The sequence below is a fragment of the Chitinophaga eiseniae genome, from assembly GCF_012641265.1.
Classification (GTDB): domain Bacteria; phylum Bacteroidota; class Bacteroidia; order Chitinophagales; family Chitinophagaceae; genus Chitinophaga; species Chitinophaga eiseniae_A.
This window is the reverse complement of sequence record NZ_JABAHZ010000001.1, coordinates 858,519-873,613: the sequence shown is the minus strand read 5'-3', so window position 1 is coordinate 873,613 and position 15,095 is coordinate 858,519. Positions and strand designations below refer to the sequence as shown.

The following is a 15,095-nucleotide window of genomic DNA, read 5'->3' as shown; positions in this document are numbered from 1 at the left end:
TTAAAAGTATTTTAACGTTTCCTTCACCAACCGGATGGCTTTTTTTATGGGTTTATCGGTCAAATTAGTGTACCTTTGGCGCTTATTTGTCACTTTACAAAGTATAGAAATGACGGCGATCCTGATATTCTTTTGTGTGCACTGGTTCTTTTCCTTGTTTTTTCACACATTCTATTTACACAGGTATGCATCTCACCAGATGTATACTACCAGCAAGTTCTGGGAGCGTTTCTTTTATTTCGGCACCTGGTTTTTCCAGGGATCATCTTACCTGATACCAAGAGCTTATGGCGTCATGCACCGCATGCACCACGAGTTTAGCGATACCGAACATGACCCGCATTCTCCGCACTTCTTTAAAGATGTTTGGGGTATGATGGTACAAACCCGCAAAATCTATAATGGTTTTGTAACCCGTACAAACGTGGTAGATCCTAAATTCACTGCAGAACCATTACCAGAATGGGATGCCATGGATAAATTCGGCGACAGCAACATTACCCGCTTTGCATGGATGGCTGCCTATGTAGCTTTTTATGTGGTATTTGTGCCTGCCGGTATGTGGTATCTTTATTTATTGCTGCCTATCCACTTCCTGATGGGACCTGTACAAGGAGCTATCGTTAACTGGTGCGGACACAAATATGGTTACCAGAATTTTGATAACGGCGATCATTCCAGGAACACCTCTCCATGGGGTATTGTGTTACTCGGAGAACTGTTCCAGAATAACCACCACAAATTCAAAGACAGTCCTAACTTTGCTAAGAAATGGTATGAGCTGGATCCCAGCTACCAGGTAATGAAGTTGCTGAATTTTGTGGGTATTATCAAGCTGAAACCTGCGCTGGTTACACCTGCACAGATGAAGCAGGCTAAGGCCGCCTGATAGAAGTGTACAATCAATCTGTTACAATAAAAAAAATGCCCTGCCGTAATGGTAGGGCATTTTTTATGTCGTGAAGTACTGATTTACATGCTCCGGAAAGGTTTATACCCGGTATGTTGTGCCAGCGCCAGCATGGGCCTGTCGCCTTTGGTATCGCCATAGGCATATATTTCCTGGAAGTTCTCCAGGTGATACGCCTGGCGGATACGGTTTACCTTTTCTTCTCCATTACAGTTGAGTCCCTGTATCTTCCCTGTAATTACTTTATTTTTTACTTCCAGCCGGGTGCCCAGGCAAACGATGTTTTCCCGCCTGCACCAGGAGGCTACCCAGTCCTGCGCCGAGGCGGTTACTACTACCACATGATGGCCCTGCTGCTGATGCTTTCGTATAGCCGTCAACGCTAAAGGACGGATCAGTGCGGGTAATCGTTCCCGGGAAAATTTTTCACAGCCTGCCGTGAATTCAGCTACGGGCATATCTGCAAAGAAATATCCCAATACCTGTTCCTTTAATTCCTGGGCCGGCATCATTTTCAAAAAGTAGCGGATAAACGCCGGCGCCAGTTGTACTACACCAGCATACATAGCCGCCCGCCCCCTGTGGAACTTAATAATTTCCCATAGGGTATCTTTATGAGTAATGGTGCCGTCGAAATCGAAAAAAGCGATGATCACAAGGATAGTTTTTTGAAAATGCTTTCGGGAATAAGTTTGATAATGAGCATAATATATCTCCAGTGCCATTTAACATACAGCACATTTTTCTTTTTCTCTATTCCTTTAAAGATAGCCTGGGCCACCGCTTCCGGTTGGGCAGTCAGTAATGGGGGCAGGGTAAGGTGTTGTGTCATCCGGGTATTTACAAACCCCGGTTGCACACTCATTACGTGCACGCCACTACGAAAAAGACGGTTCCTCAGCCCGCTCAGGTAAGCGGTAAAACCGGCCTTGGCGCTGCCATATATATAGTTGCTTTGTCTTCCTCTTTCACCGGCAACAGAGCTGATCCCCACAATAACGCCCTGTTTTCTATCAGCGTAACTGTTGGCCACCACATTGAGAATGGATACCGCCCCGGTATAGTTGGTATTAATAATGTTGACCGCTTCGTCCCATTGCTGCTGCGCTTTTTCCTGGTCGCCGAGATAGCCAAATACACAGATGGTAATATCTGGCGTTGCAGGCAGCCCCGCATAAAACGCAGCATGCGAGGTAAAGTTGGTGGCATCAAAGGCATGGGTGGTAACGGTAACGCCGTAACGTACCTGCAAATCCTGCTGTTGTGGGATAAGGGTGTCGGCAGCCCGTGCTGCTAACTGTATATTATATTTTTCGGCAGCAAACTTCCGCGCAATAGCGATAGCCATATCGGAACCGGCGCCTAAAAGTAAAATGGTCGGCATGTGGTGTTTCGTTAATAGGGTACACTATTTAGTCAATGACAAACGCTCCGATTGGAGGGATTCAAACCGGGCGTTGCTGTTATATTGCTTCACAATGTCAGCAAACCTGCCGGCATTGGGATAACTGTTCCAGAATATTTCCCGTTTCATCCGGGCATCTTTAGACAGGTATAGCCTGCCTCCATATTGTAATACAATTTCATCCAGCTCATCCAGGAATTCAAACAATCCTTTTCGTATGGGGAAATCCAGGGCTAGTGTATAGCCCTCCATCGGAAAGGAGATAAGGCTTTCCTGTTTACCAAATACTTTTAATACTGCCAGGAAGGACCCCCAGCCTTTGTCGCTGATGCGTTTGAGGATGGCAATCAGCCCATCTTTCTGTTCCAGGGAAACGACAAACTGGTACTGTACAAACCCTGCTTTACCATAGCCCCGGTTCCAGTGGAGGATGGCGTCGAGCGGATAAAAGAATGGTTCGTAAGGAATGACTTTATGCATTTCCCTTTTATAGTTCTTCCCGTAATACAACCAATTAAACGCCTTTACGGTAAAAGTGTTCAATACAAAAGAGGGTAGGTTAAAGGGCAGGGTCAGCTTTCGTTTAGCCGGCAGCGTAAGGGGCGCCTTCCGTTGCGCTGCACTGAGCTCTTCCGGGGTGGCATGTTCACCTACAATGAGAATACTGCGCCCAAAGCTATCGCCCTTTTGCAGGCAATCGATCCAGGCCATGGAGTAGGTGTAGTGTTTATATTCTTCAAAAAGCCGGATCACTTCCTCCAGGTTTTTTGCTTTCAGCTGTGTTTGACGGATATAGGCGGTAGAGATTTGCTTTAAACCGAATTTCACCCGGGTAATAACGCCGGTGAGACCCATACCGCCACAGGTGGCCCAGAATAGGTCGGGGTGTTGACTGGCAGAGCAGCAAATGGTTTCGCCGGAGCCGGTGAGTACATCCATATCGATGATGTGGCCGGAGAAAGCGCCATCCACGTGATGGTTCTTTCCATGTACATCTGAAGCTACTGCGCCACCTACGGTAATATATTTGGTGCCTGGTGTTACAGGTAAAAACCAACCTTTAGGAACTATGATATCGAGGATTTGATCCAGGGTTACGCCCGCCTGTACATCCATAATGCCCTTTTCGATGTCGAAGGCCAGCATTTTATCGTACTTCAGCATAGAAATGCTGTGTGCCCCGAGAGAGGCATCTCCGTAACAACGTCCATTACCACGGGCTATCATATGGGTATTGGCTACCACATACTTCCGGAGTTGTTCTTCCTGGGTAAAGGCGTTTTCGTCACTGGTAATAGCCGGGTAGTTACCCCAATTTGCTAACCGTTTTTGCATTATTCAAAAAATGTTTTGTCTGTCGGTAAATAAATTAAAATATAAAAATTAAGCACCCACAGGAATATGGTTAATTGAATAAAACGGTCTTTATATAGGATTTTAGTGGGAGAGCCGGTATTGTTCTCCACGTAGGTTATTTGCAAATATCGTAATAATCCGCCAATTACAAAGAGTGTGGTGTAATATAGGCGATAGGTCTTAAACCGGAGCTGGGTTTCGGGCGAAATGGTATACATTAAATAACATACAATGATGACCGCCGATACCAGCGCCAACATCACATTGAGAAAATCCATATTATACCCGGAGGCCGCTTTCCGCATCTCTTTGCCGGAATCCATTTTTATCAGGATATCATCCCGGCGCTTGGCGATAGCCATAAACAGGGCCAGCAGGAAGATCATGATCATCAGCCACTCTGAAATGGCAACCTCGGCTGCTACACCGCCGGCCTTCACCCGCAGCACAAATCCCACCGATAGGATCATAATGTCGAGGATAGAGATATTCTTCAGCCCGAAGCAGTAAGCCAGGTTCATGATAAAATAGAGACCCAGTACAAACGCGAATTTCTCCCTCACCAGGCAGGCAATGGCAAATCCCCCCGCCACACACAATATAAAGAGCCATAGTGCCGCCGTGGTGGAAATAGCCCCTGAGGCCAGTGGCCGTTTACATTTCACGGGGTGCAACCGGTCGGCAGCCACATCACGGTAGTCATTTAAAATATAGATGCTGCTGGCCACTAAACTGAACGCAACAAAAGAGATCAGCAGCTGTATTAGTTTGGTGGTGTTGAAGATTTCCCCTGCAAAGAAAAGCGGAATAAAAAGGAATGCATTTTTTATCCAGTGTTTTGGCCTGAGTAATTGAATGTATTTCATGGGGAACTAAAAAGTTGATTCTGACAGGCCAAGATACAATTTATTCAATTACTTTTGCCACCATTCACATTACCGGATTATTACAGATAACCGCTAATCCCAATTTTCTATGTCGCTTATTTCCCTAAAGGACCGCAAGTGGTCCATTACCGAAAGCATTATTATTATCGTACTGGCATTGGTTCCCCTGTTCGTTACTTTTCCTTACCGGGTAAATATATTCCTGTCCTGGGAGGGAGCCTATCGACTATCGTCCGGACAAATCCCCTATAAGGATTTTGGTACGCCGCTGGGATACGGTTACTGGATTATTCCCGCTATCTTCTTCAAAATCTTTGGGCCTGAGCTGATTACGCTGGTAAAAGCCCAGGTGTTTATTAATATTATTGCAGGTTTTGCTTTCCGCTCTATTCTCAAAAGCCTGGATCTGCCCAAAGGGGCACGCCTGTTGTCGGTGTTGGTTTTTGTATTGTCTTATTCGTTCTTCAACTTCTGGCCCTGGTATAACCATACGGTGATTGTATATGAACTGGTAGGTATCAGTTTTCTCCTGAAGGCCTTCTTTTCGGATAGTCGTCAACGTAGTTATGCCTGGATGGCGGGCGCCGCATTTTTCATCTTCCTGTCTGTCTTCACCAAACAAGACGGCGGCGGTATGGCCTTCATGCTATGCCTGGCGCTACTGGCGTATAATTGCTTCCAGACAAAGCGCTGGATCGACTTCCCCGTGTTCATTGGCATGTTTATACTGATAGCGGTGTTCATGATTAAGCCGCTGATGCCGGGGTTTGCTTATTGGTTCAACCATGGGCAGCCACCTCACAGCTCACGGTTAGCCATAAACGATTTTACGGATGAAATCATGGGCGGTTCCGACTGGATTAAGGGCTACCTGGTGCTGGTAGTGCTGTGTCTCGTAGCCAGCGTAAGACAATGGAATACCTGGCTGCTGCAACGGAGACAGGTATTGTTTGCACTGTTGACCCTGGGTATTTTAGGCGAAGCGGCTATTTTCCAGGTGACCAGCTATACGCCGCCAGACAACAATATTTTCTTCCACAGTTTTGCTTTTGCCTTCATTGCCACTTACTTATGCGAGCTGTTGAAAATAGATATCAGCCGCCCGAAGGTGATGCTGGGGGCTACTTTGCTGGTGCTTTTCTGGTGGTCGGGTACCTGGTGGAAGTATGTAGGCCGGTTTGCTGACCGCCTGTTCCCTACACATGAAGTTGCCGATGCCCATAATCCTAATCATGAAAACGTGGTAAACCGGCGCAACTTTATGTTGAATACCGACACCATCGACATCCCCGTATCTTCCTGGGTGTTTTCCAGCCTGAAGCCATTCCGTAAGGTATATATGCCCGAATCGACCGTGAAAGGGATGGATCGGGTATTGGCGCTGCCAATAGTCAAAGAAAAGAAGGAAAACATCAAAGTGCTGAATATGACCGAACTTACGCCATTGGCGGCAGCAATGCCATATAAACTGGAAACCGGTCCTGATTATCCCTTATGGTATCACCTGGGTGTAGGGATGTTTAACCGGCAGTTGGCCACCTTTAAACAGAAGGTACAGGAAGGTCACTATGACCTCGTGTTGTTTGAATATGCCCCCGGTCTGAACAACTTTTTTCCCTTCGCCCTGAGAGAGGAGCTAAAGAAAGATTACCACCAGGTGGATACATTTTATGCCCCCCGGAGACCTGTAAATGCAATTATTGAAGTATATGTTAAATAAATAATGTATCTTTAAGGTGCTACCGAAGAAATAAATGGGGATTTGAAATTCCGACAGATTAAAATACTATCATCAGCATAGGAAAAGCAGCTCTTAATGGGCTGCTTTTTTGTTTGTAAAATAATTGATTTATAATTGTTTGTATATTTATTATTAAAGTGGTGGTTTAAAGAATATAATTCGCCATTTTACCCTTATTTTTTATTAACCAGTAAAATAAGTTTTACTGGTTAATATTTAGATTTATCTTTGTTGCACCTGGTCAAATTATAGGGATATGTCTGCTCAAAAATCGATTACGGACCTCCGGCTGGATGGTGGTATTTTGTGTCTCGATTTTATCAATACCATCAGTAACCGGAAGAAGATACCGCTCGTAGATTACCTGCATCACTTCAAAGATGTATTGCAATGGTATGGACATACGGGCAGCTTACCTGCCAAAACGATCCATACCTTGGAGCGGTTGGCAAAAGACTATCCGCAAAAGGCGGCCGTTGTTTTTGACAAAAGCATAGCGTTAAGGGAATTGCTGCACCGGCTGTTTCTATACAAGGCATCCGGCAAACGCCCGGCGCCGGCAGATTTGTTTCAGTTCAACAGTTACATTGGTGAGGCCTATGCTAATATTGAAATTGCCTGGGTAGCAGGCGGAGGGCAATTGCAATTCAACGCGCCTGCCCTGGAGCAGGTATACTGGTGGCTGGTAAAATCGGCGGTAGATTTGTACACGACCGATAAGCCCATGCCTGTAAAGGAATGTCCCGCCTGCGGATGGCTGTTCCTGGACAAAAGCAGGAACGGGTCCCGGCGTTGGTGCAGTATGAGCACCTGCGGCGACGTAGACAAAGTAACACGGAGTTATCAGCGAGCTAAAAAGAAATCGTCATGAGTAAGGAAACAGGGAGTACTATATCTTCTAAACTGATCTTTTGCCTGCTGGCGGTATATATTATCTGGGGTTCTACTTACCTGGGTATGAAGATCGCCACCAAAGTGGTACCACCCTTTATGCTGTCGGCGATGCGCTTTTTGTTGGCGGGAAGCCTGTTAGGAGTGATTGGTTATATAAAAGAGAGAAGCTGGCCGCATCGTCGCCAGTTCCTGTCGGCTTGTTTAGTCGGCATTGCGCTGATAGGCATAGGTAATACTACCGTCGCATTGGCTGTTCATCATATGCCATCAGGACTGGTGGCGCTGATGGTAGCAGCTATGCCTGCCTGGATCATGGGGATGGACTGGGCATTTTTCAGCCGTAAGCGCCCGTCTTATTTAACTATGTTGGGTATTATAGTCGGTTTCGTAGGGTTGTTCCTGTTATTCAATCCCTTCCATGTACAGGAGGCCCGCAGCTTTCCCTTATGGCCGGTGGGCATTGTTGTAGCGGGCAATATCTGCTGGGCGGCCGGCACGCTGTTAGTACCGCGATTGCCAATGCCTACCCAGATTACCAGCACTGCTATCCAGATGCTGGCAGGGGGTGTATTCTCTTTCCTGGTAAGTCTCGTTTTTGAGCCGGGCGCCATGGATACCATTCCGTTTATGACAACAGAAGGATGGCAGGCTTATTTTTATCTAGTGTTTATCGGATCACTGGTAGGTTATACATCTTATAGCTGGTTGTCGAAAAATGCGCCGCCCCGCCTCACGGCCACCTACGCCTATATCAATCCCATTGTAGCCTTATTTCTCGGCTGGGCCATCGGGCATGAAGATATTAGTGCGATGGTAGGCGTATCAGCTGCCATTGTTATCTCCGGTGTTATTCTCATGACATTGGGTCGCCGTTGATCGATCCTTACTGGTGGCCGTTCTTAGCCTGTTTTCCAGTATTTCTGCTTTCTTTTCCGCCCGATAATGTTTATCTTGCCAACTTCACATTTTTACAGGTGTAGCCCTTATCCAGCTCTGGATAAATCCTGTGGTTCAACTTCCGCCTTGTAGCAGCATTGCATTAATGTATATATGTAAATTCCGCTCTTTTGGGTTCATTTTTGTTGTGTTAATGGCTATTCTTATTGAATGTAATTAGATAATAGATTATATAAACTGACTATGCGAAAGACCATTATTGTATCGAACAGACTGCCGGTAAAGATTTCAGAAGCAAACGGTGATTATACGTTAACTCCCAGTGAAGGTGGCCTGGCCACAGGCCTGGGCTCTATCTACAGGGAGGGTAATAACATTTGGGTAGGCTGGCCGGGACAGGAGATTACAGACCAGAAAGAGCAGGAGAAAGTAACTAAGCAATTGAGAAAAATGAACCTGGTGCCGGTATACCTGACACAGGATGAAATCAACAATTTTTACGAAGGGTTTTCCAATGAAACACTGTGGCCTGTTTTCCACTATATGTCTGTTTATGCCCACTATGAACAATATTATTGGGATGCCTATTTCCAGGTCAATAAAAAATTCAGGGATATTATTTTGAAGATAGCGGAACCGGGTGACATCATCTGGATACATGATTACCAGTTGTTGTTATTACCCGGAATGATCCGGGCAGAGCTACCGGAAATCTCCATCGGCTTTTTTCAACACATTCCTTTTCCTTCCTTTGAGTTATTCCGCCTCATTCCCTGGAGGGCCGAAATCCTGGAAGGGATGCTGGGGGCCGATCTCATGGGCTTTCATACCTTCGATGATACCCGCCATTTCCTGGATGCCGCCAGCCGTATCCTGCCGGTGAATACTTCGGCCAACATTGTATCTTACAATGACAGGGCTATCGTGGTGGAAACGTTTCCCATGGGTATCGACTTTAACAAATACGCAGCACTGGGCAATTATCCCGAAGTACAGGAGCAGATCAGGGACCTGGAACAGAACTTTGATAAGAACCAGTTGATCCTGTCGATCGATCGCCTCGATTACAGCAAAGGGATCCTGCAACGGCTGCAGGCTTTTGAATTATTACTGCAATTACATCCCGAATACATTGGGAATGCAGTGTTGTATATGATTGTGGTGCCCTCCCGTGATACGGTACCACAATACAAGGAATTGAGGGATGAAATAGATAAGTATGTGGGTAATATCAATGCGCGTTTCAGGACATTAACCTGGCATCCGGTGCAATATTTTTATCGTGCTTTCCCCCTGGAAACGCTATCTGCGTTGTATAATTTTGCCGGCATTTGCCTGGTAACGCCCATGCGCGACGGGATGAATCTCGTCAGCAAAGAGTATGTGGCCAGTCGTAATAATAATGATGGGGTATTGATCCTGAGCGAGATGGCCGGCGCATCTAAAGAGTTAATTGACGCCATCATCGTTAATCCGAATAATATCGGCGCTATTACCCGCGCTATTGTAGATGCGCTGGATATGCCGCTGGCAGAGCAGCAACGGCGCATGAAACAGATGCGGACAGTAGTGGCCAAGTTTAATGTACACCACTGGGTAAAGTTGTTCATGGCGCGGTTACAGGAAGTAAATGAAATGCAGCAAAATATGCTGGCCCGCCGGGTCAACCAGGAAACTGCCGTAGCCATCCGGCAGCAATATTTCCAGGCAAAGAAACGCATCATCTTCCTTGATTACGACGGCACACTCGTAGGCTTTCAGCCTAATATAGACATGGCTTCTCCCGACCAGGACCTGTACCAGCTGTTAAAAGAGCTGGCCGGTATACCAGGCAATGACCTGGTAATGATCAGTGGCCGGAACCATGAAACGCTGGGAGAGTGGTTTGGTCATCTGAAGCTGGATCTCATTGCTGAACATGGCGCCTGGCAGAAAACCCGGACAGGGGAGTGGTATCAGCTACCAGGGTTAACGGACGACTGGAAGAAAGACCTGTTGCCTATTATGGAACTGGCCACCGACCGTACACCCGGCTCTTTTATCGAAGAGAAGAGTTACTCGCTGGTATGGCATTACCGCAAAGTGGAGTCGGGGCTGGGTGAATTGAGAGCCAATGAACTGATGAATACCCTGCGTTACTATACGGCTGAAAAAGGATTACAGGTATTGCCCGGCGACAAGGTGATTGAAGTGAAAAATATAGAGATCAATAAAGGGAAAGCCGCCCTGAGCTGGCTCAATCATAAGAAGTATGATTTCATTATGGCTATGGGAGATGATATAACGGACGAGGATATCTTTAAGGCGGTTCCAGCCACGGCCATTACGGTAAAGGTGGGCAGCCAGGTATCAGCGGCGCGGTATTATCTAAGAAGTTATCATGAAGTAAGGCATTTGCTCAGAACCCTGAGAAACCGGGAAGGGCAGGGGCAGTAGAGAGCAGAAAGCAGAAAGCGTAAAGCAAAAAGCTATTATAGCGAGTCGCCAAAGCGGATAACCATCTGCATAGATCATTCGCTACAATAGCTTTTTGCTTTACGCTTTCTGCTTTCTGCTATATAAAAATCGGTACATCCAGTTTCATGGCAATACGGTAAGCAGCATTCATCAAACCCACATGGCTATACGCCTGCGGGAAATTGCCCCATTGGCTGCCGGTTTCTGCTTCCACGTCTTCGCTGAAAAGGAGCAGGTGATTGGAATACTGCAGTAGTCTTTCAAATTCCCGTTGGGCATCATCCAGCCGGCCTACGCAGGCCAGCGCTTCTACATACCAGAACGCACATACGAGAAAAGTGGTTTTGGGTTTACCGAAGTCATCGGAGTGGAGGTAGCGGAAAAAGAGTCCTTCCGGTGTTTTCAATTCCCGTTCTAGTGCCGCGAGATGGTCCCTGGCCCGCTCAGAGGCAGGATCCAGGTAATTCATCATTATTAATTGCAGGGTGCTGGCATCCAGGTATTTACTGCCGGCGGCATTGGTATATACTTTTCTTACCGGGTCGTAACAGCTTTCGATATGGGCAGCCGCACGTTCTTTCAGTGCGGTAGCGCGTTGCAACAGGGCCTGGTTGCCAATGGTGCGGGCCATTTTCTCTGCAGCGGAGCATCCGGCCCATTGGAACAGGTTCGTATAGCAATGCACGTTGGCCATGTTCCTGAACTCCCAGATACCTGCATCTTTTTCATCGATGGTTTTCTCTATTTTCTTCAGCAGTAATTCTATCCAGCGGTCGGAGTCTTTGCGTTCTGAGAAAACAAAGCGGTGATCGGTATACAGCGGTAGCATGGAAATCAGCACCTGCCCGTAAATATCATTCTGGATATGCTCATAGGCCTGGTTGCCAATGCGTACCGGTTTATTATTCATATATCCGTCCAGGTGGGGGAGTATAGTTTCTACCAGCTCCTTTTGCCCTGTAATGCCGTACAGTGGCTGATAGCGGAAATCCCCGGAGAACGAGATATCTGTGATATACCCGAAGTAGCGTTCCATCTCCTCAAAGTGGCCTATATGGTTGAGCGCGGTGATAATATAATAGGTGTCCCGCAGCCAGCAATAACGGTAGTCCCAATTGCGGCCACTGTCAGGAAATTCCGGTAAGCTGGTGGTGCTGGCGGCAATGATAGCGCCGGTATCTTCAAACTGGTGAATTTTCAGGGCCAGGGCCGAACGGATCACATAAGGCTGGAAGTAATGGGCAATGGACGAGTGCTTGATCCAGGTTCTCCAATAGGTAATGGTTTCCCGGAGAAATCTTTCTCCCGTACTAACCAATGGCGCTTCCAGCGGATGGCCGTAGGTAAGGATGAGATAACGGGTATCATTGAGCACAAAAAATTCATCTTCAAAAAGATAACTCACCGCAATGTTGGTCGTGAGTCGTATGTTTTCATCACAACCTGCAAATTCGATATGGCTGCTGCCTCTCATGCGTTTGAGCTTATAGGCGCCATAGTCGCACACCGGTTCACATTTTACCCGGATACGGGGCGATCCCTCCAGGGGCTCAATTTTGCGCACCAGCATCAACGGTTTAAAAAAACGCTCAAATTGCATAAACCGCGGGGCGAAGTCCGTAATCCGGTAACTGCCTTCAGTGGTAGTAATCTCAGTACACAGGATATTGGTGTTTTCCAGGTAGTACTGATGGGAGGAATAATCGGCGGCTGGAAGGATAGAAAATTCGCCGCCATTTTTTTTATCCAGCAATCCGCCGAAAATAAAGGAACTATCCATGCGGGGCCAACAAAGCCAATCGATGTTTGTGTTCTTGTTTATATGCGCCAGGAATGCGCAATTGCCAATAAGTCCCGTCTGATAGGTATGTCTTTCCATAATCCCTTGATTTGTTTTGATTTACATTTTTCCCTGAATTTTGTTCATCCGGAACAAAAGCTGTTCCAATAATGGCTGGGCTTCCGCCGGATGTCGTTTATTAACAAAACATATTCATGTGGTAGTTTTCATGGAAACGCTTATTTTTAAGTATAAAGTTCCACAGCGATGCAAACAATGAAAAAGCAGCACTACCTTCCCCGGTTTATGATGCCGGTATCTGATAGCGGTGTCAAGACTTACCTGCTGGCCGGTGACCTCGGCGGCACCAAAACCAACCTGGCGCTGTTTAGCAGTGTAGATGGCGAGTTGGATCTGATTCGCGAGCAGCGGTATGTTTCCCGTGACTACGCCAGCTTTTCAGATATCATCCAGCATTTTATCGGGGAGAGCCGGGATACATCGCCGCAGCGTATATGCATTGGCGTGGCGGGACCCGTGGTAAAAGGGAAAGTGGAACTCACTAATTTGTCGAGGGAATTGAGTGAGGAAGAAATACGGCAAACAACCGGTATCAACGCTGTGGCGCTGATCAACGACCTGGAAGCCACCGCCTATGGCCTGGCTACTTTGTCGCCCCAGCAGCTGACCACCCTGCACCGGGGCGCTGCAGATCATACTGGCAATATCGCGATTATCGCACCAGGAACGGGTTTGGGAATGGCCGGCATGTATTGGGATGGAAAGTATCATCATCCGTTTCCCACGGAAGGAGGACATACCGACTTTGCGCCGCGTACGGACCTTGATATACTGCTATTGCGTTATTTGCAGGAAAAATATGATATCGTGAGTTGGGAAAGACTAGTGAGCGGACCAGGTATATATGACATTTACCAGTTTCTGAGAGATATAAAAGGCATGGACGAACCGGTGGAACTGCGCGCCGCGATGAATGCCGGTGACCCATCGGCCGCCATCAGCAAGGGCGCTATTGAGCAGAAGATCCCGGTTTGTGTAAAAACCATGGAGCTTTTTGTTCGTTACCTGGCCAGGGAATCCTGTAACCTGGTACTAAAAATGAAGGCCACAGGTGGCTTGTTCCTGGGTGGTGGTATTCCTCCAAAGATTGCAATGCTGCTGGAAACGGGCGAGTTTTATCATCACTACATGCAGGGCGACCGGATGGCTGAGCTGTTAGCCAGTGTGCCCATCCATATTGTGAACAATGATAAGTCGGCCTTATGGGGGGCAGCATTTTATGCTGGATTATTAAAAGATTAAAGTTATTTTTGAGAGATAAACAGGAAATGGTGTCTTCCTGACCAGAACCGTCAGCCCAGGGCTGTCTGATGGCGCCTACAAATATTAATGGCATAGTATGCCATTTCACACTGCTATTTGTAGGATATGAAACAATCTAAGTTTTCTTCTTTTGAACAAGGGAGAGTAGCATACCAGCTACTCCGCTGGACTGTATTGGTAATACCGGTATCGCTGATCGTGGGTTCGCTGGTGGCATTATTCTTATGGTTACTGGAAACGGTAACGCATATACGCTGGGAACACGGATGGTTATTATGGGGTTTACCGGTAGCCGGTGTCCTTATTTATTGGCTGTACCGGTTGGGAGGCAAGCAGGCCGACAAGGGCAACAACCTGATCATGGAGGAAATTCACCAGCCCGGCGGCGGGGTTCCTGCGCGCATGGCGCCATTGGTATTGGCGACCACCATCCTTACCCATTTATTTGGTGGCTCGGCAGGACGGGAAGGTACAGCGGTGCAGATTGGCGGTAGTATGGCCGGCTGGATCGGAAAACAGCTGCGGTTGTCGGTAGCAGACTTGCGTATTTTGCTAATGACGGGAATCGCGGCGGGTTTTGGAGCCGTATTCGGTACGCCGCTCACCGGGGCGGTATTTGCCCTGGAAGTACTGGCTATCGGGGTAATGCGCTATGATGCCCTTGTACCTTGCCTGATAGCAGCGGTCTTTGCCGATGTGGTTTGCAGCGCCTGGGGTATTCATCATACCCATTATCATATCAATTATATTGATCACCCACTGGTGGATAGCCTGCCATTTATTCACCTGGATGTATGGTTGCTGGTGAAAGTAATTGTTTGTGGCGTAGCATTTGGATTGAGTAGTTTCCTGTTCTCCACGCTGATGCACAATATCAAGCATAACGCACAGGCCTATATAAAAATACCCTGGCTCATCCCGGTGGTAGGTGGTATCGTTATTTTGTTGTTGAGTTATATTGCCGGAACAACCGATTACCTGGGATTAGGTGTCAGTAGTAAATCGCCCAACGGCATTAGCATACTGGCAGCCTTTGAACCCAACAGCAGTGTAAATGACTGGAGTTGGCTTTGGAAGCTGGTCTTCACAGCCATTACGCTGGGAATGGGTTTCAAAGGGGGAGAGGTGACTCCCCTATTTTTTATAGGCGCTACTTTAGGTCATACATTGGCGCTGTTGCTAGGCGCTCCTGTTGACCTGTTTGCCGGGCTCGGATTTATTGCTGTTTTCGCCGGCGCAACGAATACGCCTATTGCCTGCACGTTGATGGGCGTTGAACTATTTGGCACCACCCATGTGCTGTATTTTGCCGTGGCCTGCTTTACTGCGTATTACTTCAGCGGACATTCGGGGATTTATGGCGCCCAGAAGCTGGAAGTAAGAAAATGGCGCTAACAATTTTGTTAGCACCTTTTTATGTGAAT

Annotated in this window: 12 protein-coding genes and 1 riboswitch; of the genes, 7 read left to right on the top strand and 5 right to left on the bottom strand. The window is 47.2% G+C overall.

What is annotated here, in order from left to right:
- Positions 1–109: 109 nt before the first annotated feature.
- Positions 110–889 (top strand): acyl-CoA desaturase, encoded by a 780-nt coding sequence (locus HGH91_RS03555; RefSeq protein WP_168737068.1) that lies wholly within the window; start codon positions 110–112, stop codon positions 887–889.
- A gap of 83 nt (positions 890–972) precedes the next feature.
- Here HGH91_RS03555 and HGH91_RS03550 read toward each other — a convergent pair whose 3' ends face one another.
- Genes HGH91_RS03550 through HGH91_RS03535 form a run of 4 tightly spaced genes read right to left on the bottom strand, consistent with a single transcriptional unit; the run spans position 973 to position 4,537 of the window.
- Positions 973–1,566 (bottom strand): HAD-IB family hydrolase, encoded by a 594-nt coding sequence (locus HGH91_RS03550; protein WP_168737067.1) that lies wholly within the window; start codon positions 1,564–1,566, stop codon positions 973–975.
- Positions 1,563–2,294, bottom strand: coding sequence for an SDR family oxidoreductase (locus HGH91_RS03545; protein WP_168737066.1), 732 nt, complete (start codon positions 2,292–2,294; stop codon positions 1,563–1,565). The genes HGH91_RS03550 and HGH91_RS03545 overlap by 4 nt, the downstream gene beginning before the upstream one ends.
- Before the next feature lie 24 nt (positions 2,295–2,318).
- The gene (locus HGH91_RS03540) at positions 2,319–3,650 is read right to left on the bottom strand and encodes an FAD-dependent oxidoreductase (protein WP_168737065.1); all 1,332 of its coding nucleotides are present in this window, start codon (positions 3,648–3,650) and stop codon (positions 2,319–2,321) included.
- Entirely contained in the window at positions 3,650–4,537 is an 888-nt protein-coding gene (locus HGH91_RS03535) for a decaprenyl-phosphate phosphoribosyltransferase (protein WP_168737064.1), read from the bottom strand. Before HGH91_RS03535 ends, HGH91_RS03540 begins: the two co-directional genes overlap by 1 nt.
- A 109-nt stretch (positions 4,538–4,646) precedes the next feature.
- Here HGH91_RS03535 and HGH91_RS03530 point away from each other — a divergent pair, with 109 nt between their 5' ends.
- The 4 genes from HGH91_RS03530 (at position 4,647) to HGH91_RS03515 (ending at position 10,526) form a co-directional block, all read left to right on the top strand.
- Entirely contained in the window at positions 4,647–6,278 is a 1,632-nt protein-coding gene (locus HGH91_RS03530) for a hypothetical protein (RefSeq protein ID WP_168737063.1), read from the top strand.
- Positions 6,279–6,555: 277 nt separating this feature from the next.
- Complete coding sequence (locus HGH91_RS03525) at positions 6,556–7,170, top strand: CGNR zinc finger domain-containing protein (protein ID WP_168737062.1); 615 nt, start codon at positions 6,556–6,558, stop codon at positions 7,168–7,170.
- Positions 7,167–8,069, top strand: a complete 903-nt coding sequence (locus HGH91_RS03520) for an EamA family transporter (RefSeq protein ID WP_168737061.1) — start codon at positions 7,167–7,169, stop codon at positions 8,067–8,069. Before HGH91_RS03525 ends, HGH91_RS03520 begins: the two co-directional genes overlap by 4 nt.
- A gap of 264 nt (positions 8,070–8,333) precedes the next feature.
- Positions 8,334–10,526: a bifunctional alpha,alpha-trehalose-phosphate synthase (UDP-forming)/trehalose-phosphatase gene (locus HGH91_RS03515; protein ID WP_168737060.1), complete on the top strand. Its 2,193-nt coding sequence runs from the start codon at positions 8,334–8,336 to the stop codon at positions 10,524–10,526.
- 118 nt (positions 10,527–10,644) lie between these two features.
- Here HGH91_RS03515 and HGH91_RS03510 read toward each other — a convergent pair whose 3' ends face one another.
- On the bottom strand, positions 10,645–12,426 hold the full coding sequence (locus tag HGH91_RS03510; RefSeq protein ID WP_168737059.1) for a glycoside hydrolase family 15 protein: 1,782 nt from the start codon (positions 12,424–12,426) through the stop codon (positions 10,645–10,647).
- Between the two features lie 168 nt (positions 12,427–12,594).
- Between HGH91_RS03510 and glk the strand changes: the two genes are divergently transcribed.
- On the top strand, positions 12,595–13,650 hold the full coding sequence (gene glk / locus HGH91_RS03505) for a glucokinase (protein ID WP_211092186.1): 1,056 nt from the start codon (positions 12,595–12,597) through the stop codon (positions 13,648–13,650).
- Positions 13,651–13,663: 13 nt separating this feature from the next.
- A riboswitch (Fluoride riboswitch) is annotated at positions 13,664–13,735 on the top strand.
- Between the two features lie 41 nt (positions 13,736–13,776).
- Entirely contained in the window at positions 13,777–15,066 is a 1,290-nt protein-coding gene (locus HGH91_RS03500; RefSeq protein WP_168737058.1) for a voltage-gated chloride channel family protein, read from the top strand.
- Positions 15,067–15,095: the final 29 nt, after the last annotated feature.